This window comes from Streptomyces sp. NPDC002176 (genome assembly GCF_044903645.1).
In the GTDB taxonomy this organism is placed as follows: Bacteria; Actinomycetota; Actinomycetes; order Streptomycetales; family Streptomycetaceae; genus Streptomyces.
In genome coordinates this window covers 509740-533462 of sequence record NZ_JBJDQW010000004.1, presented here as the reverse complement: position 1 = coordinate 533462, position 23723 = coordinate 509740, and the positions used below count along the sequence as shown (strand labels likewise).

General features: G+C 71.5%; 23 protein-coding genes and 1 pseudogene. 6 read left to right on the top strand and 18 right to left on the bottom strand.

Annotated features, from left to right (window positions below):
* Nucleotides 1–21: 21 nt before the first annotated feature.
* Nucleotides 22–852 (top strand): hypothetical protein, encoded by an 831-nt coding sequence (locus ACI2LY_RS21570; RefSeq protein WP_404708566.1) that lies wholly within the window; start codon nucleotides 22–24, stop codon nucleotides 850–852.
* Nucleotides 853–894: 42 nt separating this feature from the next.
* Here the strand turns inward: ACI2LY_RS21570 and ACI2LY_RS21565 are convergent, their stop codons facing one another.
* The 6 genes from ACI2LY_RS21565 to ACI2LY_RS21540 all read right to left on the bottom strand — a co-directional run bounded on the left by ACI2LY_RS21565 (nucleotide 895) and on the right by ACI2LY_RS21540 (nucleotide 5961).
* Nucleotides 895–2256, bottom strand: a complete 1362-nt coding sequence (locus ACI2LY_RS21565; protein WP_404708565.1) for a sensor histidine kinase — start codon at nucleotides 2254–2256, stop codon at nucleotides 895–897.
* Nucleotides 2253–2915: a response regulator transcription factor gene (locus ACI2LY_RS21560; protein ID WP_404708564.1), complete on the bottom strand. Its 663-nt coding sequence runs from the start codon at nucleotides 2913–2915 to the stop codon at nucleotides 2253–2255. The genes ACI2LY_RS21565 and ACI2LY_RS21560 overlap by 4 nt, the downstream gene beginning before the upstream one ends.
* The gene (locus ACI2LY_RS21555) at nucleotides 2897–3601 is read right to left on the bottom strand and encodes a phosphatase PAP2 family protein (protein WP_404708563.1); all 705 of its coding nucleotides are present in this window, start codon (nucleotides 3599–3601) and stop codon (nucleotides 2897–2899) included. The genes ACI2LY_RS21560 and ACI2LY_RS21555 overlap by 19 nt, the downstream gene beginning before the upstream one ends.
* Before the next feature lie 153 nt (nucleotides 3602–3754).
* Entirely contained in the window at nucleotides 3755–4345 is a 591-nt protein-coding gene (locus ACI2LY_RS21550) for a hypothetical protein (RefSeq protein WP_404708562.1), read from the bottom strand.
* A 306-nt stretch (nucleotides 4346–4651) separates the two neighbouring features.
* A complete protein-coding gene (locus ACI2LY_RS21545; RefSeq protein WP_404708561.1) occupies nucleotides 4652–5593 on the bottom strand; it encodes a M48 family metalloprotease in 942 nt (313 codons plus the stop codon).
* Complete coding sequence (locus ACI2LY_RS21540; RefSeq protein WP_388998948.1) at nucleotides 5590–5961, bottom strand: BlaI/MecI/CopY family transcriptional regulator; 372 nt, start codon at nucleotides 5959–5961, stop codon at nucleotides 5590–5592. The genes ACI2LY_RS21545 and ACI2LY_RS21540 overlap by 4 nt, the downstream gene beginning before the upstream one ends.
* Before the next feature lie 149 nt (nucleotides 5962–6110).
* Here ACI2LY_RS21540 and ACI2LY_RS21535 point away from each other — a divergent pair, with 149 nt between their 5' ends.
* The 4 genes and pseudogenes from ACI2LY_RS21535 (at nucleotide 6111) to ACI2LY_RS21520 (ending at nucleotide 11117) form a co-directional block, all read left to right on the top strand.
* Complete coding sequence (locus tag ACI2LY_RS21535; RefSeq protein WP_404708560.1) at nucleotides 6111–6785, top strand: DedA family protein; 675 nt, start codon at nucleotides 6111–6113, stop codon at nucleotides 6783–6785.
* Entirely contained in the window at nucleotides 6785–7402 is a 618-nt protein-coding gene (locus ACI2LY_RS21530; RefSeq protein ID WP_404708559.1) for a phosphatase PAP2 family protein, read from the top strand. Before ACI2LY_RS21535 ends, ACI2LY_RS21530 begins: the two co-directional genes overlap by 1 nt.
* A gap of 269 nt (nucleotides 7403–7671) precedes the next feature.
* Nucleotides 7672–9476, top strand: a pseudogene (locus ACI2LY_RS21525) (cellulase family glycosylhydrolase).
* 228 nt (nucleotides 9477–9704) lie between these two features.
* A complete protein-coding gene (locus ACI2LY_RS21520) occupies nucleotides 9705–11117 on the top strand; it encodes a purine-cytosine permease family protein (RefSeq protein WP_404708775.1) in 1413 nt (470 codons plus the stop codon).
* On the opposite strand, the gene ACI2LY_RS21515 is transcribed toward ACI2LY_RS21520, so the two are convergent.
* The 4 genes from ACI2LY_RS21515 to ACI2LY_RS21500 form a co-directional block, all read right to left on the bottom strand.
* Complete coding sequence (locus tag ACI2LY_RS21515) at nucleotides 11118–11615, bottom strand: SRPBCC family protein (protein WP_404708558.1); 498 nt, start codon at nucleotides 11613–11615, stop codon at nucleotides 11118–11120.
* Between the two features lie 76 nt (nucleotides 11616–11691).
* The gene (locus tag ACI2LY_RS21510; RefSeq protein ID WP_404708557.1) at nucleotides 11692–12363 is read right to left on the bottom strand and encodes a response regulator; all 672 of its coding nucleotides are present in this window, start codon (nucleotides 12361–12363) and stop codon (nucleotides 11692–11694) included.
* Nucleotides 12360–13631, bottom strand: coding sequence for a sensor histidine kinase (locus ACI2LY_RS21505; RefSeq protein WP_404708556.1), 1272 nt, complete (start codon nucleotides 13629–13631; stop codon nucleotides 12360–12362). Before ACI2LY_RS21505 ends, ACI2LY_RS21510 begins: the two co-directional genes overlap by 4 nt.
* Before the next feature lie 2 nt (nucleotides 13632–13633).
* On the bottom strand, nucleotides 13634–14512 hold the full coding sequence (locus ACI2LY_RS21500) for a CPBP family intramembrane glutamic endopeptidase (protein ID WP_404708555.1): 879 nt from the start codon (nucleotides 14510–14512) through the stop codon (nucleotides 13634–13636).
* A gap of 204 nt (nucleotides 14513–14716) precedes the next feature.
* Between ACI2LY_RS21500 and ACI2LY_RS21495 the strand changes: the two genes are divergently transcribed.
* Nucleotides 14717–14917, top strand: a complete 201-nt coding sequence (locus tag ACI2LY_RS21495; RefSeq protein ID WP_404708554.1) for a hypothetical protein — start codon at nucleotides 14717–14719, stop codon at nucleotides 14915–14917.
* Nucleotides 14918–14963: 46 nt separating this feature from the next.
* On the opposite strand, the gene ACI2LY_RS21490 is transcribed toward ACI2LY_RS21495, so the two are convergent.
* The 8 genes from ACI2LY_RS21490 to ACI2LY_RS21455 form a co-directional block, all read right to left on the bottom strand.
* Nucleotides 14964–15569, bottom strand: coding sequence for a TetR/AcrR family transcriptional regulator (locus tag ACI2LY_RS21490; protein ID WP_404708553.1), 606 nt, complete (start codon nucleotides 15567–15569; stop codon nucleotides 14964–14966).
* Nucleotides 15566–16510 carry an SDR family NAD(P)-dependent oxidoreductase gene (locus tag ACI2LY_RS21485; RefSeq protein ID WP_404708552.1) on the bottom strand — a complete coding sequence of 315 codons (945 nt, stop codon included), beginning with the start codon at nucleotides 16508–16510 and terminating at the stop codon, nucleotides 15566–15568. Before ACI2LY_RS21485 ends, ACI2LY_RS21490 begins: the two co-directional genes overlap by 4 nt.
* 75 nt (nucleotides 16511–16585) lie before the next feature.
* The gene (locus ACI2LY_RS21480; protein WP_404708551.1) at nucleotides 16586–17662 is read right to left on the bottom strand and encodes a methyltransferase domain-containing protein; all 1077 of its coding nucleotides are present in this window, start codon (nucleotides 17660–17662) and stop codon (nucleotides 16586–16588) included.
* 184 nt (nucleotides 17663–17846) lie between these two features.
* Nucleotides 17847–18515, bottom strand: a complete 669-nt coding sequence (locus ACI2LY_RS21475) for a Type 1 glutamine amidotransferase-like domain-containing protein (RefSeq protein WP_404708550.1) — start codon at nucleotides 18513–18515, stop codon at nucleotides 17847–17849.
* Nucleotides 18516–18542: 27 nt separating this feature from the next.
* Nucleotides 18543–20438: a glycogen debranching N-terminal domain-containing protein gene (locus tag ACI2LY_RS21470; protein ID WP_404708549.1), complete on the bottom strand. Its 1896-nt coding sequence runs from the start codon at nucleotides 20436–20438 to the stop codon at nucleotides 18543–18545.
* A complete protein-coding gene (locus tag ACI2LY_RS21465) occupies nucleotides 20435–21787 on the bottom strand; it encodes an MGH1-like glycoside hydrolase domain-containing protein (protein WP_404708548.1) in 1353 nt (450 codons plus the stop codon). Before ACI2LY_RS21465 ends, ACI2LY_RS21470 begins: the two co-directional genes overlap by 4 nt.
* Nucleotides 21784–22584, bottom strand: a complete 801-nt coding sequence (locus ACI2LY_RS21460; RefSeq protein WP_404708547.1) for a sugar phosphate isomerase/epimerase family protein — start codon at nucleotides 22582–22584, stop codon at nucleotides 21784–21786. Before ACI2LY_RS21460 ends, ACI2LY_RS21465 begins: the two co-directional genes overlap by 4 nt.
* Before the next feature lie 12 nt (nucleotides 22585–22596).
* Nucleotides 22597–23643, bottom strand: coding sequence for a zinc-binding alcohol dehydrogenase (locus ACI2LY_RS21455; protein ID WP_404708546.1), 1047 nt, complete (start codon nucleotides 23641–23643; stop codon nucleotides 22597–22599).
* Nucleotides 23644–23723 lie beyond the last annotated feature (80 nt).

The window sequence follows — 23723 nt, the reverse complement described above, 5'->3', positions numbered from 1 at the left end:
CGAATGGCACGGTGCGGTCTCATGACGTACGAGACATCAGACCCCGCCCCCTCGGTCGGGCCCGGCGGCGCCTCCTGGCCCCGGCTCCAGCCGCGCTGGAACAAGGTCCCCGAGGTCACCGCCTACTTCTGGATCATCAAGGTGCTGTGCACGACGGTCGGCGAGACGGCGGCCGATCTGCTGGCCGGGAAGGCGGGACTGGGCCTGACCGGTGTGTCCGTCCTGATGAGTGCCCTGCTGGCGGCGGCGCTCGTCGCCCAGTTCCGCACCCGGTCCTATCGCGCGGGGGTGTACTGGCTCGCGGTCGCCCTCATCAGCGTCGTCGGCACGCTGATCAGCGACAACCTCACGGACAACATGGGGGTGCCGCTGGAGACCAGCACCGCGGTGTTCGCCGTACTCCTCGCCGCCGTCTTCGCGGTCTGGTACTGGCGGGAGCGGACGCTGTCCATCCACCACATCGACACCGTCGGCAGGGAGACGTTCTACTGGCTCACCGTCCTCTTCACCTTCGCCCTCGGCACGGCGGCCGGAGACCTGGTCTCCGAACGGATGACCCTGGGCTATTGGCCGGCCGCGTTGTTGTTCGCGCTCGCCCTCGCGGCGACAGCCGTCGCGCGTTTCAGCCTCGGCGTGAACGCGGTCCTGAGTTTCTGGATCGCCTACGTCCTGACCCGCCCCCTCGGCGCGTCCATGGGCGACTACCTCTCCCAGCCGTCCGCCGACGGCGGCCTGGGCCTGGGCACGGTGGTGACGAGTGCGCTGTTCCTCGCGGTGATCCTGGGACTCGTGATCCATCTGACCGTGACCCGCAAGGACGTCACCTCGGCGAGGCGCGCGTCCTCCTCGTGATCCCGGTCGAGAGGCAGGCCGACGCTCACCGGCCCCGGTCGCTCAGTCGGCGGGCAGCGTGATCGTGAACCGGGCTCCGCGCGTGTGGCCGGAGTCGAAGGAGACCTCACCGCCGACGGAGCGGGCCAGCCGTCGCGCGAGAGGCAGCCCCAGGCCCGCACCGTCGTGCCCGTCGTCGCCGTCGGCGCGCCGACCGGGCGTGAACAGCTCGCCCACGAAGTCCTCGGGCACGCCGGGGCCGTCGTCGGTGACCTCGACGCGGACGCCGTCGGCGGTCCGGCGTGCCGACACCGTCACGCTCGTGCGCGCGTAACGGGCGGCGTTGGCCAGCAGCGGACTGAGAACGCGTTCGAGCAGGGCGGGCGGGAGGGCCGCCCTGATGGTCGGCTCCTCGGCCTCGAGCGTGCTCCTGACGTCCTCCGCCGAGTGGAGCTGCTGAAGCATGCGTTCAAGCACCGGCAGGACATCGGTGGCGCCCGGTGTGTCCAGTGCCCGCTCACGGGCGTCGTCGAGGAGCGCGTCGCAGATACCGCGCATCGAGTGGACCGCTTCGGAGAGCCGCTGGTGGGTGGCCCAGGTCTCGGCCTCCGAGCGCGGCCGGGCCCGCCACCAGTCGAGTTCCACGACCATCCGGGTGAGCGGAGTGCGCAGTTCGTGGGACAGCTCCCCGGTCAGCTGCCGCTCGTGCCGGAGCACGGAACGTATCCGGTCCAGCAACACGTCCAACGAGCCTCCGAGCCGGGCCAGTTCGACCGGATGGTGCGCCGCGCCGAACCGCTCCTCGGACCCCACCGCACCCCACTGGGCGGCCTGGGCGGTCATGGACTGCACGGGGCGCAGCGCCCGGCCGACGGACAGCCGGGTGAGGACGTACGTACACGCGAGCATCACGGCGTCGAGCACGAGCGACGCCATGAGCAGCGCATCGGCGGACCCGCGGTACGGGCCCAGGCTCAGCGCGGTGACGATCACGGCGGCGTGCGGACCCGGCACCGGCAGCGAACACAGGCGGACCGGGAGGCCGCCGTCGGCGGTCGCGCACCGCTGTCGCCCCGTACCGGCCATGTCGGCGGCGACGGCGGAGAGTCGGCCGCCCGGCGATGCCGTGACGGACGGCCTCTCCAGCAGTCGGCCGTCCGCGTAGATCCACACGTCGGTGTCGAGCAGCTGGTCGTTCACGCTCTCCCGTACGCGCGCCCGTGGGCCGCTGATGTCGACGGTGGTGGCGACGGCCTCGGCCCGGTCGCGCAGTTCCGCGTCCGCCTGGGCCCGCAGATGCCGGGTGCCGGCCAGGTTGAACACGATGGTCAGCAACGTCATGATCAGCGCCGCCGTGGTCAGCGCCACCAGGGACAGACGGCCTCGCAGGGTGCGTGGGGCGAGACGATGTGCCAGCGGTGTCATGACAGGCGGTGCCCTACCCCGCGGGCGGTGGTGATCGACAGACCGCTGCCCGCCTCGCGCAGCTTGCGCCGCATCCGTGAGAGGTACTGGTCCAGCGTGTTGTCGCTGACGTACGCGCCCTCGGGCCAGCCGGTCCGTACGAGGTCGAGGCGGCGCACGATGCTTCCCCGGGCGGCGACCAGGGCGGCCAGCAGCCGGAACTCCGTCGGGGACAGGGCGACGGGCGCGCCACCGCCGCTCGCCATGCTGTGGTTGACGGCGTCCAGGACGAGGTCGGCGTGCGACACCGCGGTCCGGTCGGCGGACCGTTTCAGCATCGCTCTCAGCCGTGCCGTCAGCTCGGCGAGATGGAACGGCTTGGACAGGTAGTCGTCTCCTCCGGCGGAGAAGCCGGACAGCCGGTCGGTGATCTGGTGCCGGGCGGTCAGGAAGATCACCGGAGCGCGGAACCCGTTGGCGCGTAGCGCCTGGCACACGTCCCGCCCGTCCGAGTCGGGCAGACCGATGTCCAGCACCGCGGCCTCGACGCCGGTGTCCGCGAGCCGCAGCGCCGTAGCGCCGTCGGCGGCCATCACGGGGTCGAAGTCGCCGGACAGCCCACGGCGGAGCGAGTCCCGTAGCGCGTGGTCGTCCTCGACGATCAGGATCTTGGGCCGCATGAGTCTTCCTCGGTGCTCGGCCGGGGCTCGCGACCGGCGAGGAACAGCTCCGGCAGCCACCGGGCGGCGCCCCACAGACACACGCCCAGCCAGCCCGCCGCGAACAACCAGCCTCCGGCGACATCGGTGAACCAGTGCACCCCCAGATAGACCCGGCTGAGCCCCACCGCCGCACCCCAGCAGCCGATGAGCAGCCGCAACGCCACCCCTCCTCGCGGTGCACGCAGCGAAACCGCGACGAGCAGCAGCCCCGCCGTGAGCGCGGCCGTCGTGCTGTGCCCGGAAGGGAAGGCCCAACCGGAGGCGTGCGTCGCCCAGTCCGCGAACGGCGGGCGCGGCCGGTGGGCCAGCCCCATCACCGCGTACCGGAGGGCCTGGCCGGTGCCCAGGCAGAGCACGCCGAACACGGCGGCGCCGAGTCGCTGCCGGGAGGTGCGCCCGGTCACGAGGGCGGCCACCACGATCAGCGCGTACGGGAGCGCGCCCGTCCCGGTACTGGTCACCGCGCGTGCCAGGGCCAGTGCCGCGCCCGGGCGGTGTCCGAGCGACCAGGCGAGCAGGTCGCGGTCGAGCTCCAGCGGCGCGCCTCCGCCCCCGACGGCCACCGCGGCCAGCACGCCGAACGCGGCCCAGATCCCGAGCGTGACACTCCCGGCCAGATCCGCGGCTTCCCGGCGGGTGGACATGAGACGGGGCCCCTTCCTTCGCGCCCCGCGGAGTGAGCACACCCACCCGGAGCGACTACAAAGCAGTAGACGGTCTACAACACAGTAGACGATCCGGGAGGGCGGGACGTTCCCGAAAACGCGATGCCGATCAACCGTGCTTGAGATGGCCCCTCATGTGTCGTCGCGCCGAACGAGCCGGTACCCGGAACCGTTGCCCGGTGTCCGGGGCTGATGGTCGAGGGGTCCGTGCGTCCGTGTCTTGCGGGGCCGGGCGCGACGCGCCGCCTCCACCAGGGCGACCAGCATGGGAGACGCTCTCCACAACTGGCGGAGCTTGTGATCGCTGAGCCCCGCCATGGTGGCGGCCGCCTCCCAGGACGCGCCGTTCCGCAGGGCGAGTACGACGGTACGGATCGCCGCCGGTGTCCTCGCTCCTGGCTCAAGTCCGTGTGTCGCAGCCAGAGTTGAGGCCGCCCGTACAGCAGCGGCGAACTCCTGGTCCTTCTCCAGCCACTGCCGCAACAGGTGCTCGGGCACACCCGCCCACACGGCGGCCGCACTCGGACCCAGTCCCTGAGCGGTGGCCCGGAGGACCTCGGCCATCTGCGCGAGACGCTCGTCCCGCTCACTCGGCAGTCCGCCGAGCGAGATGCGCAAGGTGCGTTCGACGTCCTCATGGGCCGCCAGCCAGGCCAGCACCCGCTCGGCCTGTGGCAGGGCGGCACGCACCGACTCGGCGAGGGGCCTTCGGCTTTCGGGCATCGGCCAACCTTCTGGATGACGTCGGGAGCTTTTCCGGAGGAAGGCGGCGCATTCCGTCCGTGTGCCGTTACTGCTGGGCGGCGAGCTGCTCAACTCGCCACGGCTTCCGCGAGCTTCGGCAGCGGCTCAGCCCGCGCCAGCACGAAGGAGCGGACCTCGTCGCTTGCCGCCCGGTCTGGCGGGCATGGATGCCTCGATTCACGCGCGCGGGCCGGTGGCTCGGACACACCCGTCCGGCCGCAGCGGAGTCTACATAGATGTAGACGATGAGGGAACGTTGCCCTAACTCCACGCGGTGAGAGGTCGTCAGTCGCCCGAGGACTCGCCCTGGGCGACCTCGACGTCCTGGTGCAGCCAGGCGGCACCGGCCAGCGCGGACGCCCCGGCCGTCGTACAGACGAGGAGCATGGCCAGCAGGGCCGGAGCCATCCGCCGTACAGGCGCGGGGGAGAGTAGGGCCCGCACTCGGGCCGGGACCGGACCGGTGGCGGCGCCGGGGGCCAGCGTGGGAGTGGCGGTGGCCTTACGGGCGCTGTTCGTCGCCAGGGCGGCGCGCCCGACGGCCCGCGCCGCGGTGCCGCGGTCGCCGCAGCGGCGGGCCGCGGCTTCGTCGGCCGCCCGCTCGGCGGCGAACGAGATGTGGTCGACGACAGCCGTCAGGGCCGGATGGCACCATGCGGCGAGCTGGGCGGCGCCCAGGAAGAGGTGATGTCCGGCGGCCAGGTGAGCCCGCTCGTGCGCGAGCAGGGCCTCGCGCTCCAAGGGCCCCAGGGCGCGCAGCATGCCGGTGGTCACGACGATCCGGTCCGACCGGGCCGGTCCGCCCGGCAGTGCGAACGCGTCGGGACGGGGGTCGTCCAGGACGCACAGCCCCCCGGCGTCCGGGAGGCCGCGGACGAGCCGACGTACGGTGCGCAGGTGCGCCACCTCCGACGCGGCCCCGCGTACGACGCGTACGGCGGTCAGGGCGAGTGCGGCGCAGGAGAGCGCGGAGACCCCCAGGACCAGTGGTCGCGGGCCCATGGTGAGCGGCCGGATCAGCTCCGCGAGCGCGGCTGCCGGAGGGAAGGCGAGGGCCAGCGGCAGCAGCAGGACGCCCAGGCTCGCCACGACCCCCACGGCCAGTGCGGCTGTGGCGCAGGTGACCGTCCACAGCGCGGTCTCGGGCCGGACCCTCTCCACGGCGCGCCGCGCCAGCGGCGGCAGGACCCACGGCAGGACGAGGGGGACCAGCAGCAGGGTGATCAACGGCCGCCTCCGTCCAGCAGGCGCTTGAGCTCCGCCTCGTCGGCCGCGCTGAGCCCTTCGACGAACCTGGCCAGTACCGTACTGCGGTCGTCGTCCTGGTCCAGTTCCCGGTGCATGCGCTGCGCGGTCAGGCCGTGGGAGTCCTCCCGCGCGAAGTACAGGAAGCCGCGCCGCCCCGGACTCCGCCCCACCGCCCCCTTCTCGAAGAGCCGCGCGAGGAGGGTCGCCACCGTGGTGCGGGCCAGCTCTTGCGGTATCGCGGCCCGCACATCGGCGGCCGACTGCGGCCGACCCGCCGCGCACAGGGCCGCCAGCACACTCGCCTCCAGCTCACCGGCGGGTCTGCGCTCACCCACTGCCTCGGTCATGGAACCCTGCCCTCCTTCGAGTCGTCTACAGTGAAGTAGACCGACTACAGTCCTGTAGACGCAAGTGGACTGCCACCTCGTTCCCGCAGAGGTCCCGGTCCGTCCGTGTCCGGTATACCCGACCGTCACCATTGAAGGGGCCAGCGCCGATGACGCTCGCGCACCACGCAGCACCCCCGCTCCAACTCGCAGTGAACGTGCTCGACGCCCAGTCGCTGCTCGCCACCTTCGGCACGCTCGGCATCGCCGTGATCCTCTTCGCCGAGACCGGCCTGCTGATCGGGTTCTTCCTGCCGGGCGACTCCCTGCTGTTCACGGCCGGACTGCTGTGCGCCTCGGGCTCGGCCGGAGGCTCGGTCCACCTCTCCCTGGGCTGGGTCCTCGCCGCGGCCGCGACCGGCGCGCTCACCGGAGCCCAGTTCGCCTACCTGCTCGGCCGCCGGGCCGGTCCGGCCCTGCTCAAGCGTACGAAGTCCCGCAGGATCGGTGAAGGCGCGGACCGGGCGGCGGACATCCTCGAGCGGTACGGACACGCCAAGGCCATCGTGCTCGCCCGCTTCCTCCCGGTCGTGCGGACCGTACTGAACCCGCTGGCGGGAGTCCTCGCCGTCCCGGCGCGCACCTTCGCCCTCTGGCAGGTCGTCGGCGGTCTGCTGTGGACCGTGGGCCTGGTGCTGGCGGGCTACGCGCTCGGCGCGTCGGTCCCGAACGTCGACCGCTATCTGCTGCCGATCATCGCCGTCATCGTCATCGTGTCGCTCATCCCGGTCGGCCTGGAGCTCCTGCGCTCCCGCCGCTCCCGCGGTGCGGACGGGGGTGCCTGATGCACACCGCGATCACCACCCAGGCGTACGACGGCTCGGGCATCGACGGCGCGATCTATGTCAACGTGGTCGACACCGCGCATCACGCGCCGTCCTGGCTCGACCAGCTCATCTCCGGCTACTCCACCTACGGGCTCGCCCTGTTCGCCGTCCTGATGCTGATCGGCTGGTGGCAGGCCCGCCATCGGGACGCGGTGCGGGCCGTGAAGGCGCTCGCCGCGCCCGCGCTCACCGTCCTGGCGTTCGTCGTCAGCACCGTGCTGAAGCAGGCGGTGCGGGAGAACCGGCCCTGCCAGTCCCTGCACGTGATCACGCTGGAGGCGTGTCCCGCTCCCGGCGACTGGTCCTTCCCCAGCAACCACGCCACCCTGGCGGCCGCGGCGGCGGTGGCCCTGTGGTTCGTCAGCGCCCGCCTCGGTGTGATCGCCACGATCGGCGCGCTGGCGATGGCCGCCTCCCGCGTCTGGGTCGGCGCCCACTATCCGCACGACATCCTCGCGGGCCTCGCCGTCGGAGCACTCGTCGCCACGCTGCTCGCCCTGGCCCTCTCCCGGTACGCCGACGCCATGGCCACGCTGCTGGGCCGGGGGCGCTTGCGTCCGCTCGTCGCGTCCTGACACTCGGCGGGGTGGGCTACCGGTGGCGGAGGGGCCGGGGTGTCGCGGACACCCAGACGCAGATGCTCGATGCGCAAGGTGTTGACGCGTGCACGCTTAGTGGCTTCCATGGGCTCAGTCCGGTTCCGACGCACGAGGCCCGCCCGGCATGGGGCACTCCGCTCGGACCGATGAGAGCCGTCGCGCCGGACACCCCTCCGCTCCACCAGCACCCGAACTCCCTTCCGCCTGAAGGTGGGAGCGCTCCCACAGCTCTGGAGAGGACTCCGATGCGACACCCGCTCGTACGCCGCCTCCGACACGCCCTGGTCGCCCTGCTGCTGGCGGTCTCCGCGCTGATCCCGCTCACCACCGTCTCCGCGCAGGCCGCCCCCGCGAGGGATGCCGCCGCGCCGGGCACCGGCTCCTGGCACACCAGTGGACGGCGCTTGCTCGACGCGCAGAACCAGCCGGTGCGGATGGCCGGCATCAACTGGTTCGGGTTCGAGACGGCCAACTACGTGGCCCACGGCCTCTGGTCGCGCGACTACAAGTCCATGACGGACCAGATGAAGTCACTCGGGTACAACACCATCCGCCTGCCCTACAGCGACGACATCTTCAAGGGCACCACCCCGAACGGCATCTCGTACGCGAACGGCCTCAACGCCGACCTCCAGGGCCTCAACTCCCTCCAGGTCATGGACAAGATCGTCGACTACGCGGGCTCGATCGGCCTGAAGGTGGTCCTCGACCGCCATCGGCCCGACTCGTCGGCGCAGTCCGCGCTCTGGTACACCTCCGCCGTCCCGGAGAGCACCTGGATCAGCGACCTCAAGGCGCTGGCCACCCGCTACCGGGGCAACTCGGCCGTGGTCGGCATCGACCTCCACAACGAGCCGCACGACCCGGCCTGTTGGGGCTGCGGCGACCAGGCCACCGACTGGCGCCTCGCCGCCGAACGGGCCGGGAACGCGGTACTGGCCGCCAACCCCGACCTGCTGATCTTCGTGGAGGGTGTGCAGACCGTCGGCGGCAAGAGCTACTGGTGGGGCGGCAACCTGGCCGGTGCCGCCGCCGCGCCGGTACGGCTGAACGTCCCCGGCCGCCTGGTGTACTCCGCGCACACGACTACGCCACCAGCGTCGCCCAGCAGCCCTGGTTCAGCGACCCGTCGTTCCCGGCCAACATGCCCGCCATCTGGGACGAGCACTGGGGCTACCTCTTCAAGCAGAACACCGCGCCGGTGCTGCTCGGCGAGTTCGGCACCACCCTGCAGGCCGGGGTGGACCAGAAGTGGCTCGCCGCCCTCGTCGACTATCTGCGCCCCACCAAAACCGCGGGCGCCGACAGCTTCCAGTGGACGTTCTGGTCCTGGAACCCGAACTCCGGTGACACCGGCGGCATTCTGAAGGACGACTGGCAGAGCGTGGACACCGTCAAGGACGGCTACCTCGCGAGCATCAAGGCCCCCGGTTTCGCCGCGGGCGGCTCGGGCGGCGGGGACGACACCACGGCACCCTCCGCGCCGACCGGGCTGACCGTGACCGGCACGACGGCGTCCTCGGTCTCGCTGAGCTGGTCGGCGTCCACCGACGACACCGGCGTGACCGGGTACGACGTGTACCGGGGCACCACCAGGGCCGGTTCGGCCACCGGCACCTCGTTCACCGACACTGGGCTCACCGCGGGCACGAGCTATGGCTACACCGTGCGGGCGCGGGACGCGGCGGGCAACACCTCCGCCGCCTCGGTGTCGGTGACCGCGAAGACTTCCGGCTCCGGCGGGGGAGACGCGGGCTGCACGGCGACGTACAAGGTGAGCAGTGACTGGGGCAGCGGCTTCAACGCCGATATCACCGTGAAGAACACCGGCAGCACGGCGACGAAGGGCTGGCGCGTCACCTGGACCTGGGAGGGCCCGCAGAGCATCAGCGGGATGTGGAACGCCTCCTACACCCAGACCGGGAAGGCGGTGACGGTCACCGACGCCGGTCACAACGGAGCGCTCGCTCCCGGCGCGACCGCGTCGTTCGGCTTCGGCGCGGCACCGGGAGGCGCCGCCGCACCGGCCCTGACCTGCCGGACGAGCTGAGCCCCGCCCACGCGTGAGCCGACCGAACCCTCGGGGTCCGGTCGGCTCATCCGGCATGAGCTGATCACCGTCGGGTCGGCAGAGTATTGACAAATCATTCAGTGAGTCAGAGTCTGCATGCCAATATGCAGAGCGGGTGGACCAGCGCGCGGAGGGCAGACGATGACCAGGGCAGGTCGTACCGACCACAGGGACGCGCGCACCACCAGCCCGGGCGGGGCCGACGGCATGATCGAGCGGCACTCCATCGACGTGGTGCCGGACAGCGAGCGACACGGCCGGGCGTTCAGCCAGTTCACGCTCTGGCTCGGTGCGAACCTGCAGATCACCGCCATCGTCACCGGCGCCCTGGCCGTCGTCTTCGGCGGCGACGTCGTCTGGTCCCTCGCGGGGCTCGTCGCGGGCAACCTGCTGGGCGGCGCCGTCATGGCACTGCACTCCGCGCAAGGCCCGAGGCTCGGACTCCCGCAGATGATCCAGTCGCGGGCCCAGTTCGGCGTCCGGGGCGCCGCGGTGCCGCTGCTCCTCGTCATCCTGATGTACATCGGGTTCTTCGCCAGCGGCAGCGTGCTCGCCGGACAGGCCACCGCCCGCCTCACCCACACCGACGACACCACGGGCATCGTCGCCTTCGCCGTGCTGACCGCCGTCGTGGCCGCGATCGGCTACCGCGTCATCCACGTCCTGGGCCGCGTCGCGAGCGCCGTCTGCGCCGTCGCCTTCGTCTTCCTGGGCGTCCGGCTGCTCGACCGCGTCGACGCGGGCGCGCTGTTCGGCGACGCCCACTTCTCCCTGCCGATGTTCCTCCTGGCCATGTCGCTCTCCGCGTCCTGGCAGCTCGCCTTCGGCCCGTACGTCGCCGACTACTCGCGCTACCTGCCGCGCACGACCAGCGCCCGGGCCACGTTCTGGTGGACGCTGTCCGGTTCGGCGCTCGGCTCCCAGTGGTCCATGACGTTCGGCGTGCTGGTGGCGGCGAGCGCGGGGGAGCGGTTCCTCGACGACCAGGTCGGTTACGTCGTCTCGCTCGGCGGCGCCGGGGCGGCCGCGTCGCTCCTGTACTTCGTCATCGCCCTGGGCAAGCTCACCATCAACGTCCTCAACACCTACGGCGGTTTCATCTCCATGGTCACGGGGATCAGCGGCTTCCGCGGCCAGCGGACACTGTCACCGCGCGGCCGGGCCGCGTACATCGCCGTCATCATGCTGACCGGCACCGCGCTGGCCCTGCTCGGCAAGGACAGCTTCCTCGTCTCGTTCAAGGACTTCCTGCTGTTCCTGCTGACCTTCTTCACCCCCTGGTCCGCCATCAACCTCGTCGACTACTACCTGATCTCCCGCGAGCGCTACGACATCCCCGCCCTCTTCGACCCCCACGGCCGCTATGGCGCCTGGCGCCCCGACGCCCTGATCGTCTACGCGATCGGCGTTCTGGCCCAACTCCCCTTCCTGGCCACGTCGTTCTACACCGGCCCCCTCGTCGCCCCCCTCGGCGGCGCGGACATCTCCTGGATCATCGGCCTCGCCATCCCGGCCACGCTGTACTGGCTGGTGGCAAGGTCCGGCGACTCCGCCAAGGGGCTCACCCCGGGGGCGGAGGAGGTAAAGGCCAGTTCGCCACAGACCAGTGGGAGGCCATGACTACCGAGGGTCCCGGCCCTCGGTCATGTCGACCATGCGGTCGATGGCCCGCTGCATGTAGCGCTGCCACAAGGGTTTGAACGGACCGTTGAGGACCCATCCACGCCCCCGGCGCGGTTTGAACTCGTAGGTCCATCGGATGTTCGTCCCCGTGCCGTCCGGGAGGAACGAGAACTCGCCGCGGACGCCCTGGGCCAGGCGGTTGAGCACGTTGGTGAAGCCGGTGAGTTCGTAGGCGAAGCCGTGCGGTGCGGTGTACTCGGTCAGCCGCTCGGTGACGTGGGAGCCGTCGGTGAAGTGCGGCTGCCGGGCCACCCCGGCGCGGTCCCAGGTGTCGTGCTGGCCCTCGATGTGGCTGACGCCGGGGAAGAAGCGGTCGGCCTTGAACACCAGGGAGAGATCGATCGGGGCGATGACGGAGAACGCGGTTTCGGGGGAGACCGACGTCCGCGCGAACACGGTGATGGGCACGGTCCGGTCGGTGCGTGTGATCAGCATGAGTCAAGAATCCGTCGGTGTCGGTCTCGCAACCAGGACCCAACGACCCTGGTATCAGCGGTACATGGATACGTGTCTACTCCGGCAGGGCGACCACCCGGTTCTGGTAGGCCCAGACGACCGCTTGGAGACGTGAGGCCGCGCCGAGCTTGGGCAGCATCCGGGCGAGATGGGACTTCACCGTGGACGGTTCGATACACAGCTCGGACGCGATGTCGCTGTTGCTCATGCCCTGCGCGAGCAGCCGCAGGATGTCGAGTTCGCGCAGCGTGAGGATGCCGCCCGCCACCGCGTCCTCCCGTACGGTGACGGGCCGCGCCGGGCGGTGCGCGACGAAGGCGCGCAGGACGCGTCGGGTGAGTCCCTGATCGATCATGCCGCGGCCGAGGGCGACCTGGCGGATGGCGTGGGCGATGACGTCCGGATCGGAGTCCTTGAGCAGGAACCCCGCGGCGCCCGCCTCCAGCGCGCCGAAGACGTACTCGTCCAGGTCGAAGGTGGTGAGCATGAGCACCTCGACCTGGTCGTGCTGCACGGCGCGCGCGACGTCCACGCCGTTCATCCGCGGCATGCGGATGTCGAGGCACGCCACGTCCGGGCGCAGTTGCCGGATCAGCCGCAGGGCCTCCGCCCCGTCCTCGGCGACGCCGACGACCTCGATGCCGTCCTCGGCTTCGAGAAGTGCCGCGAGTCCCTTCCGCACGAGTGGTTGGTCATCGGCGATCACCACGCGGATTCCCGTGGTCACGGTTTCACTCCTTCCGTCAGCCGCTGGTGCCGCGACGGCCGTTCGCGCGGCAGCTCCAGCGTGACCTGCCATCCGCCGTCTGGCGTCGGCCCGTAGTCGACGCTCGCTCCCACGAGGGCGGCCCGCTCACCCATGCCGATCAGGCCGAAGCCCCCTCGTCCCGATGCGGGCACAGGGCCCGGGGCGCGGTCGTTGCGGACGGTGATGGCGACGCGGTCGTCGCCGGTGCCGTCGAGCATCACGGAGCATCGTGCGCCGGGCGCGTGCAGGGACGCGTTCGCCAGGGCTTCCTGGACCATGTGGTAGCCGACCACCTGGGCGAGGGCGGAGACCCCGGCGCCCAGGTCGGCGCCGTCCGGCCGGACGGTGAGACCGATGCCGGGACCGTCCGCGCGCCGTGGTTCGAGCAGGTCGGGGATCGCCCGGAGCGACCGTTCGGCGAGCGGTGCCATGTCGTCGTCGCGCAGCAACCCCACCATTCTCCGGAGGTCGGCGAGGACGGCCATGCTCTGTGCGCGGATGTCGTTCGCCGACTCCCGCGCGGTGGCGGGCCGGTCGTCGATCTGCCGTCCCAGAGCGGCCGCCAGCATGGCGATGCCGGAGAGGTGATGGGCGGCGATGTCGTGCAGATCGCGGGCGAGGGCGATGCGCTCGGCGGCGATCGCCGAGGCGACCAGGGCCTCCCTCTCGCCCGACAGCGCGGCGATCTCCCGCTCGTGGGCCGCGCGCACCTCACGCCTGCCGACGACGACAAGGGCGATGAGCAGCGGAACCCCGACGACGATCAGACCCTGACCGACGCCCAGTCCCAGCGCGACGAGCGGACCCGCCGCGCCGGAACGTACGGCGTTCACGGCGGTGGCGGCCGTGACCCCGGCGAACAGTGCCACTGCCGTCCCGTTCCGCAGTCGGTGACCGGTCGTCACGGCGATCCGATAAGCGGCGGCGATCTCGGGCGCCGCGGTCACGCTGACGAGGTCGCCCGGCGCGACAACGACGAGCAGCAGCGCGGTGAGGACGACCACCGCTACGGCGGTACGAGGCTTCCGCGTGCTCAGCGCGACCGCGCCCGACTGCACCGCCACGGCGACGAGGATCGCGCACCACGCCGCCGAGCCGACGGCGGGAACGGTCCCGGAACTGCCCGGCAGCTCGGCGACGGGCGGCACGGCCAGCAGGATCGCGAGTCCGAGGACGAGGCAGCAGACCCCCGCGACCACGGCGCCGCCCCGCGCTTCCCGGCCGGCGGCGCTCCGCGAAGTGGTCATCATCAGGAGTGTAGGGGAGCGCCGTGGCGCTCGACCGCGACCGCCGTTTCCACCGGCGCCGGGTGACCGAGTCGGCCCCGGGTCAGCGTGATGATCGCGAGCGCCGCCACCACGGACCCCACGGACATGACGGGGATGGCGACGGTGGCGAGGCCGGGGAAGATGTCCGCCCAGAGCACGGAGACGAAGGTGTTGACGCTGACGTGCATGAGCATCGACAGGGGCAGCGACTCGTTCGTGCGGTTGAACATCCACGACATCACGACGTTGAACGACACGCAGAACACGGTGAACGCGAGCAGCCCCGCCCACCCGCGATTGCCCTCCGCCCAGTCCGTGAGGAAGAGGGGGTAGTGCCAGACCGCCCACACCGGTCCGAGGATCGCGGCGGATACCAGCGGCGAGTACCGCCGCTGCAGCCTGCTCAGGGCGAAGTCCCGCCAGCCGGGCTCCTCGGCGAGCCCCGTCGTGACCAACTGGAGCACGAGGACCGGGAGATACGCGCCGAGCAGGGACGGCGCCGCGATCCGGCCGCCCGAGAAGACCGTTCCGACCACCATCAGCCCCGCCGGAACGGCCAGCAGCGCGACGGCGTACCACCGCGCGCCGACGCGCCACCGGAACAGCCGCCCCGCCCAGGCGCGCAGCCCGGCGCGGCCGTCGACGACGGCGGTGACGATGAGGGCCGAGCCGATCGGCCCGAGGTACGCGCCGGGCAGTACACCGAGGAGCTGAGTGGTCCCGAGAACGGCCGGGTAATCGACATCGATGATGCCCAGGCCCTGGTTGGAGAGGATGTAGTTCACCCAGCCGAGCCAGCTGAGCGTGCAGGCGAGCGTGAAGAAGGCGGCCAATGGATGCGATCGGATGAGCGAGGACATGTCCCGCGTTCCTCTCGGACGGTGGTGAGTGACCATCCGAAGGTAGGGACCGCACCGCTCCGCCTTCGAGCGCCGTTCTGCCGAACCTGGGCGCCTACAACTTTCGATGCAACAACGGGTGTTGGAGGGAAGGGAAGCTCGCCCGTCGCCCTTGCCGGTGCAGAATCGCTCACTTACGCTCGACACCCTTCCGAAGGGCTCGCCATGTCAGACCTGCTGGAGCTGTCCGAGTTGCGGGTGCGGCGCGAGCGGTGGATCGACGCGCCCCCTCAGACCGTGTACGACCTGTTCCCCGTCATGGGCGAGAGCCGGGAGGAACTCCTCGATCTGAAAGCGCACAACACGGCTGGCATGGAGGCGACTCTGGACTCGCTCGCCGGGGTGGCCGCGGCACGTGTGCGCTGAGTCCGAGGACGACGTCTCGCGAATTCAACGAAGGTCGGGCCGCCGGTCAGGTGGGGGTGGCGCCCAGCAGGAGGTCGAAGGCGTCATTCGCCTCACGGAGCACCGCCGTCGCGTCGGGGCCGCCGAGGCGCCACGCCGCCTGGTAGCAGGCGAGGGTCAACTGGGCGGCGAGGACGGCGGTGGCGGGCGGGGCGTCGTGGTCGAGCAGGTGTTTCTCGAGGAGGTCGGCGTAGTGCCGGGTCTTGCGGGTGTGCCGGTCCTCGAGCTCGGGGTGCTGCGTGACCAGACGGTGGTACACCGCGTAGTGGCCGGGGTCGCGGGCGGCCTCGGTGCAGAGGGCGAGCAGCAGCCGCCGCGATGTGGCGAGCGCCTGCGCGAGATCCTGGACCGGCTCGGCGGGCGCATCGCGCATGGCCGCGGCGAGTGCGCCCAGGAAGTCGTCCTCGGTGGAGAAGACGACTTCCTGCTTGTCACCGAAGTAGCGGAAGAAGGTGGTGCGGCCGATCTCGGCCCGCTGGGCGATCTCGTCCACGGTGACGACATCGAACCCCCGCTCCATGAAGAGCGCGAAGGCCGTCTCGATGATCCGTTCCCGGGTCCGGCGGCGTTTGCGGTCCCGCAATGACTCCACCGGAAACTCGTTCACGCTCATTCGGCCAGGATATCCGCCCCTTCCACCCGCCGGTCGGCGTCGACGAGGCGGGCGGCCTCGCGCCACAGCTCCTCCTCGCGGCCCTCGTCGTACGACTCCGGCGATGACGGGACGTCGCGGCCGCGATCGAGGTAGGACCCGGTCCGGGCGGTCGGCCCGGTCAGGATCGTCTCGGTGAGCCGGGCGCCCGCCTGCCGCGGCGTCATGCCCCGGCCGAGGAGGCGCTGAAGCTGGAAGAACCCGTTGAGCACGCCCCGCACGGGCCCCGGGGCGTGGCGGAAGAAGTCGGTGCCCGCGACGAGCGCCGGGTTGTAGGAGTAGACGCCGACGTCGTCGGGCAGGCGCCGGGCCAGCGCGTGGGTCAGATAGATGACGCCGAGTTTGCTGGTCGCGTACGCCCGCCCGGCCTCTCTCGCTCCACCGGTACGGGGCGTGGCCAGTCGTTCCGGCGTCTCCCAGCGCGGCGGCGGTGTGGCGCCGAGTGTGTGGCGGAACTGCCCGAAGTGGCAGTCGCTCGAGGTGAGCACGATCCAGCCCGGACCGGTGAACCGGGGCAGCAGCTCCCTGACGAGCAGGTAGTGGGACAGCACATTGACCCCGAAGGTCATCTCGTACCCGTCCGTGGTGCGTTTCCCGGTCGTCGTGAGCGTCAGGCCGGCGTTGCCGAGATAGCCACCCAGGGGCGGGAGGCGTCCGGTGTCGAGCCCGCGCAGGATCTCCTCCACCGCTCGCCTGATCTCGGCGAGCGAAGCGAGGTCACAGTCCACGCCCGTGACCCCGGTGGCACCGGTGGCCTCGACGAGTTCCGCGGCGAGGCGTGCGCCGCCCTGGCGAGCCAGCACGACGTAGTGGTCCTGCGGCCGTTCCCGCATCAGCAACTCGACGGCCTCGCGGCCGAAACCGCGGGTCACTCCGGTCAACACGATCGTCCGGCTGCCCATGGCAGGCTCCTTCGGTACCGAGTTCCATGTGGTACTCGGTACCGTAACACGGGGCTGGGTGGGCGGCTGGGGCCGTCAGACGCGGGCCTCGTAGACGATGTTGAACGGGGTTTGCGCCGCTTGGCGGAACCGGGTCAGACCGGCCTCCGACGCGACCTGGCGGGTGCGCTCCTCGCCCGCCTGGGCGCCCAGAGCGCGGCCCACCTCCTGGGACTGCGAGGCCGGGGTGCAGATCAGGGACGAGGCGCTGTAGAACGTGCGGCCCAGCGGGGTGAGGTTCTCCTCCAACCGGTCGCCCGCGAACGGCTCCACGAGCATGATGCTGCCGCCCTCGGCCAGCTGCTCCCTGCTGTGTGCCAGGGCGCCGACCGGGTCACCCATGTCGTGCAGGCAGTCGAAGAACGCGATCAGGTCGTACGGCCCACCGGCGAAGTCCTTCGCACCCGCCACCTCGAACGAGACCCGGCCCCCGACACCGCTCTCCGCCGCCAGCTCCCGGGCCGCCTCGACGGACGGTACGTGACTGTCGAAGCCGGTCACCAGCGCGTCCGGGAACGCCTGGCCGATCATCACAGTGGAGTGGCCCAGTCCACAGCCCACGTCGGCCGCCCTGCCGCCATCGCGCAGCTTCTCCACCACACCGGTCAGCGCCGGTAGCCACTCGTCCACCAGATGCGCGGCGTAGCCCGGACGGAAGAAGCGGCCCGTGCCCGCGAACAGGTCAGGGTGGTGTTCGTGCCAGCCGACGCCGTGGCCGTCCCGGAAGGCGCGCTCCAGCCGGTCCTGCTCCTCGGCCGAGCCGCAGGACAGGAACGCCTGGTACCCGCCCAGCGCGAAGGCCGGGCTGTTCTCGTCGGCGAAGACCGCACTCTGTTCCGGTGTCATACGGAAGCGGTCGTCGCCCTCGTGGTTCAGGTATCCGCTGGCGGCCATCGCGGCCAGCCATTCGCGGACGTTGCGCTCGGTGGTCCCGGTGCGCTCCGCGAGCCCGCCCGGGGTGACGGCTTCGCCGTCCGCGAGGGCCCGGAAAAGCCCCAGCCTCTCCCCGAGCAGAGCCAGGGGCGCCGCCGCGACCGCACCCAGATCGGTCACGACCTTCCCGAGCAGTTCGTTCAACTTCGCTTCGTCCACGGTGCTCATGTCGACCGACACGACCACACCTCCGATCGATCCGGCCGCACCCACATTTTCGGCGGAGACAACCGTCTCTCGCCCTTCGTGAGCGTGACGCTATCTCGGACCTATCGGAGGCAATCGCACGAAACGCCACAGATCGCGTGCCGGAGGGACAGCGCGTTACCCATCCGCTGACGGTCACCGCCGCAATGAGGGACGGTCACGGGTGGAAGCGGTACCGGCCCTCCGAGACGATGTCCACCTTGTCGTCGCGGACGCGAAGCGCGGTGTCGTCGTCGATGAAGTGGATCGGGAAGTCTGCCCGCGCGACGATGCGGTCGGCCCAGGCGTCGTCGCGTTCCGGGAAGTCCGGGGAGTACAGGTGGGGCTTCAGGTACGAGTCGAGGAGGCCGAAGGGCGGGGTCACGGTGGTCGCGCCGAGCAGGTGCAGGTCCGCCGTGTCCCCGAGGACGTCGGCGGAGTGTTCGGTGAGATGCCTGCTGAGGATCATCGATCCGGCGCTCAGTCCCACGTAGACCCGGTCCGCCAGTGCCTCCAGGAAGCCGTCCGCCAGGCCGTTGCCGGTGATGCTGCGGGCGAGGTGGTAGTGGTTGCCGCCGCCGACGTAGATGACGTCGGCGCGCAGCAGTCGGTCGAGCACCAACTGCTGCGGCAGGCCGTTCAGTTCCAGGATGTCGAACTCCCGCCAGCCCAGGCCGTGCACGCGGGCCATGTCGGCGAGAAGCCACCCGTGGTCGCCGGACTCGGCCATGGACGCCGTCGGGACGTATACGATGTTCGCCGACCCGAACGGCTTGCCCAGCATGTCCCGCAGGGCGTCCTTCAGGGTCTCGTTGCGCAGACCGGCCGACGTCAGCAGAAGTTCCATCGGCCGAGCCAATCACGCGCGTCGGACTCAGGCAACGTCCCCCAACGCGGTCCGCAGGGCCAAGGGAGTTGCCGCCGCCCACGCCTGGGGGGAGCAGGAGTGGGGGTACGGGACCGGGGTGGACGTCGAGTCGCGGGCGTACCCGGCGAGGACTTCCGGGAGGCGGTGGCCGTGGTGGGCCGCTGCTGCCGTCAACGCCTCGGACAGGGTGCGGAGTTCGGCGTGGAGGCCGTGGCGGGCGAGGCCGAGGGCGATGACTGCGTTGTCGTGGGGCCAGGCGCTGCCGCGGTGGTAGGAGAGCGGGTGGTAGGGGCGCTGACCGGCGGCGAGGGTGCGGATGGCCCAGCCGGAGAAGAAGTCGGGTTCCAGCAGGCGTCGGCCGACCTGCCGGGCGGGGCCGTCGTCGAGGATGCCGGACCAGAGGAGGTGTCCGGCGTCCGAGGCCAGCGCGTCGACCTGGCGGCCGTCACCGTCCAGCGCCAGGGCCGGGAAACCGGGGCCCGGCATCCAGAAGTCGTCGGCGAAGCGGTGCCTCAAGTTCGCAGCCTGAGAGCGGAGTTGAGCGGCGTACTCCGTGTCCCCCCAGACCTTCTCCGACAGTTCCGCCGTACGGACCAGCGCGTCGTACGCGTAACCCTGCGCCTCGCACACCGCGATCGCTCCCTGCGCCTGGGTGCCGTCGGTGAAGCAGATCGCCCCGGCTGAATCCTTCCAGTTCTGGTTGACCAGTCCGTTCGGGTCGGGGGAGTAGACGAGGTAGCCGTGCTGCGAGAGGCCACCGTCGGTCAGCATCCAGTCCACGGCGCGGCGGGCGTGCTGCTCCAGGCGCGAGGCGAGTGCCGGGTCACCGGTGGTCTCGTGGTGGGCGTGGAGCAGGACCAGGAACAGCGGGGTGGCGTCGACGGCACCGTAGTAGCGGCCGTAGGGGACCTGGCGGAAGTGGGCCAGCTCCCCCTGGCGGGTCTCGTGCACGATCCGGCCGGGCTGCTCGCCGCTGAAGTCGTCGTACCGGGTGCCCTGGGTCGCCGCGAGGGCGCTGAGGGTGGCGGCCGCGGTGCCGGGGCGGTAGGGGAGCAGGAAGTACGAGGTCAGCAGCGAGTCGCGGCCGAAGAGGGTGAGGAACCACGGGATGCCTGCGGCCGGGACGCGCACCGGCTCGCCGTCCACGCCCTCGACCGCGATGGTCAGCAAGTCGATGTCGGCCAGGCCGCGTTCGCAGGCACGGTCCAGGTCGTCGGTGACCTCCGGCGCGGTCCGCCCGACGGCCGGGGACGAGGAGGGCGGGGACGGGTCGGTGCGGACCGTCAGGTGCAGTTCGGCCTCACCGTGCTCGGCCAGGTCCAGCTCCCAGGCGAGCGTACGGGCCGTGGTCCCGGCGTCCGGGGTGGCGATGCCGTCCGGCTCGGGCTGACACGTGACCGTCGTCCCGGCGTGCCAGTCGGCCCGGTGGTACGCGTAGACCAGGCCCCCGGCCACCGTCCGGACCTCCCGCCTGCCGTCCGGCTTGGGGTAGTCCCGGTCGTCGGCCCGCAGCTCGAACAGGTCGGCGAAGTCGCAGTCCACGGTGAGTTCGAGGCGGGCCGTCACGGCGTCCGGGCGGTTGTTGACCAGACGCAGGTGCTCGGTGAACTCGCCTGCCGCCAAGCTCTGTTGACGGAAGACCGTGTACGCGGGCGGGGCGTCGCGCGTGCCCTTCGGGGTCAGTACGCACGACGTCGTGTGGTCGTCCTCGCGCGAGGCCGGTACGAGGACGGTCGGGTGGCTGCCGTCGACCGTGAGCTGCCAGCGGCTCAGATGGCGGCCGTCGCGCGCGAACAGCCCGTCGGGGGCGGTGCCGCGTACGCCGGCGATGCCGCCCGTGGTGTCGAGGCGGGCGAAGGTGGCGTCCCGGACCAGTTGGACGTGGGGGTCGGCCGGGGTCATCGCAGGGGCTCCTCTTCGTGAGCGACCTCGGGGTGCAGCAGGTCGAGGGTGAGGGCGGCGGTCCAGGAGAAGTTCCGGGCGCCCCGGCCGTCACCGGTGGTGGGGTCGACGTACTCCGCGAAGCCGGACCGCCCCGCCTCGGCCAGGAAGCTCCGGCGCAGCTCATCGGCGCGGGCGTGGTGACCATGGGTGCGCAGACCCTGGTGGACCAGCCAGGCGGTGTTGAACCAGGCCGGTCCGCGCCAGTACCGCTGTGGGTCGAAGGCGTGCCCGGTGAGGTCGTAGCTGGGGACCAGCCCGGTGCCGGGGGCCCGGAAGTGGGGCCCGGCGACGGTGTCGGTGAGACGGTGGGCGATCCCGGTCGGCAGCCCCGGCACGATGAGCGGGACGAGGCCGGTGACGCCGCGTTCGACGATCAGCCCGCCCGCCACCAGATCGCGGGCCTGGAACAGTCCGGCCTCCTCGTCCCACAGCCGCTCCACCAGCCGCTCGGTGAGGGCCCGCGCACGCTCCTCGTGCTCGGCGCCGCTCGCGCCGAGGTGGCGGGCCATCGCGGCGAGGGCCCGTTCGCTGGCGATGAGCAGCGCGTTGAAGCAGGGGTCCTCGACGGCGAAGGCGTGCTCGGTCGCGCGGTCGTCGTAGCCGGTGGCGCGGTAGTCGGTGGCGAGGCGGACGTAGCGGCCGTAGTCCAGGTCGGTGGGGCGGTCGGCGGCCTGGCCGTGGTCGAGGTCGGCACGCCGGTAGGTGTCGGGGTCGGCCGGGCCGACCGAGCCCAACGGCCCGTCCCAGCAAGGGCTGTTGTCCATGCCCGGCTCCCACGGGTGGACCACGGCCGCCAGGCCGCCGCCCCCGAGGTCGCGCCGGGTGAGCAGGTAGTCGTGCCAGGCGGCCAGCCGGGGGTGGACACGGGCGAGGAAGCCGCGCCGGTCCGACTCGGCCGGGTCCGCCTGGTGCACGAGCCAGGCGGCGAGCGCGTGGACGGGCGGCTGGACGATGCCCGAGGTCTCCGGCGCGGCCGGGGCCCCGGAGGGCCGCCCCGCGGTCGAGGACTGCCAGAAGTCGGGGCTCGGGAAGTAAGCGTCGTACGGCTGGGCCGGGTTGAAGACGATGTGCGGGATACGGCCGTCCGCCCACTGCCCGGCGAGCAGGGACTCCAGTTCGCGCTGGGCGCGTCGGGCGGAGAGGTGGCGCAGCCCGATGGCGATGAAGGCGGAGTCCCAGCTCCACTGGTGTGGGTAGAGCGTGCGGGAGGGGACGGTGGCGGTCCCGGTCCAGTTGTCCAGCAGGACCCGTGCCGCGCCGCGCCTCAGGGTGCGGGCGGGGGAGGGGCGTTCGAGCACGGCCGTCATGCGCCCGACCTCCGCAGGAACGCCGGGACGGAGCGGACGGCCTCGACGGGGTCGCCGCCGAGTCGGCATTCGGCGGCGAGGACGCCGTCGTAGCCGATGGTGTGCAGGGCGCCGAGCCAGGCGGGCCAGTCGAGGTGACCGGCGCCGGGCTGGAGGCGGTTGGAGTCGGAGACCTGGGCGTGACCGATGTACTCGGCGTGGGCCAGGATCGCGGCCGACGGGTCGCTCTCCTCGATGTTCATGTGGTAGCTGTCGATGCCGATCCGGACCGAGTCCAGACCGGTCGCGCGGATCAGATCGGCGGCCTGCTCCAGCCGGTTGACCATGTGATCCTCGTACCGGTTGAGCGGCTCCAGATAGAGCGTGACGCCCTCCCTGCGGGCGTGTTCGCCCAGCTCGGTGAGGCCGGTGAGGAGGATCTCGCGGTCCTGCTCCTCGCTGCGCGGGGGCTCGAAGGGCGGCAGGCGGCGGGAGAACATGCCGTAGGACGCGGGAGTCTGGGCGCCCCGGCCGCCGATCTCCGCGATCACGGTGAGCTGGGACTTGAGCTGGGCGACGGCGTCGCGGCGCAGCTCCGCGTCGAAGGCGCCGAGGAAGTGCGGCATGTCGACGCAGACGGTGGGCATGACCACCCCGTCCTTGGCGGCCTGCTTGAGTTCGTCCAGGCGACCGGCGAAGTGGAGGTCGCCCTTGGCGCGCAGTTCGATGGCGCCGTATCCGGCGTCCTGCGCGAACTCCCACTTGGCCTGGAGGGTGTCACCGGGCAGCAGTTGCTCCTGGGCGGCGATCGTGAGCATCAGAAGAACCTCTCAGAATTCCAGGACGACCTGGAGCGCGTCGGCGGGCCGCTCGTCCAGCAGTACGTAGGCGTCGGCGGCGTCGGCGGCCGGGACGACATGGCTGACCAGGGAGTTCACATCGACCTGGCCCTCGGCGACCAGGCGCAGGAAGGTGTGCTGGAGGCGTTCCTGGCTCCAGCGGTGCGACAGCGCCGGGGGCACGCCGCCGATCTGGGAGCAGACGAGCTGGACCCGGTTGTGGTGGAACTCGTCGCCGAGCCGGAGCCCCATGCCGTCGCCCTGGTAGAAGCCGGAGGCGACCACGCGGCCGCCGACCGCGACCGAGCGCAGGGCCTCCTGCAGCGCGGGGTGGGCGCCGCTGATCTCGATGGCGAGGTCGGCGCCGAGCCCGCCGGTGATCTCGCGGACGCGCTCGGCGACGGCGTCGGTGCGGGCGTTGAGGGTGTGCCGGGCGCCGTACCGCTTCGCGGCCTCCAGGCGGTCGTCCAGGGCGTCGACGGCGATGACGCGGGCGCCGTTGAGCTGGGCGAGCCGGGTGGTGAGCAGGCCGATCACGCCCTGGCCGAACACGGCGACGTCCTCGCCGAGGTGGATGTCCCCGGCCAGGACCGCGTTGTACGCGATGGCGCCGACCCGGGCGAACGCGCCGGAGAGGTCGTCCAGTCCGGCGGGCAGGGTGTGCCCGATCATGCGCTCCACGGGGACGATGCCCTCGCTGCGGTGGCCCCAGATGCCCCACACCGTGTCGCCGAGGCGCGGCAGGCCCGGCGTACCGGCCAACTCGGGCGATATCTCGGTGACTTCACCGACCTCGGAGTAGCCCCAACCGGCCACCGGGTACTCGATGCCGGCCGCGCCGTCGCGGAAGAGGCGGGCCTCGGGGTCCCAGGTGCGGGTGAGGTAGGGGTTGGTGCCCCGGTAGGCGGTCAGCTCGGTGCCGGCGGATATGCCGGAGTAGCGGGTGCGGACCCTGAGATGGCCGGGCGGGAGGTCGGCGCGAGACTGCTCGGCCACCTCCACCTGACGCGGACCGGTGAATTGAACGACGCGTTCCACGGATGACTCCGGAAGGTTGCGGCTGCGGGTTGCGTCGACAATAACCCTCACTTATGTCTTGTCAACCAGCAAAAGTGATG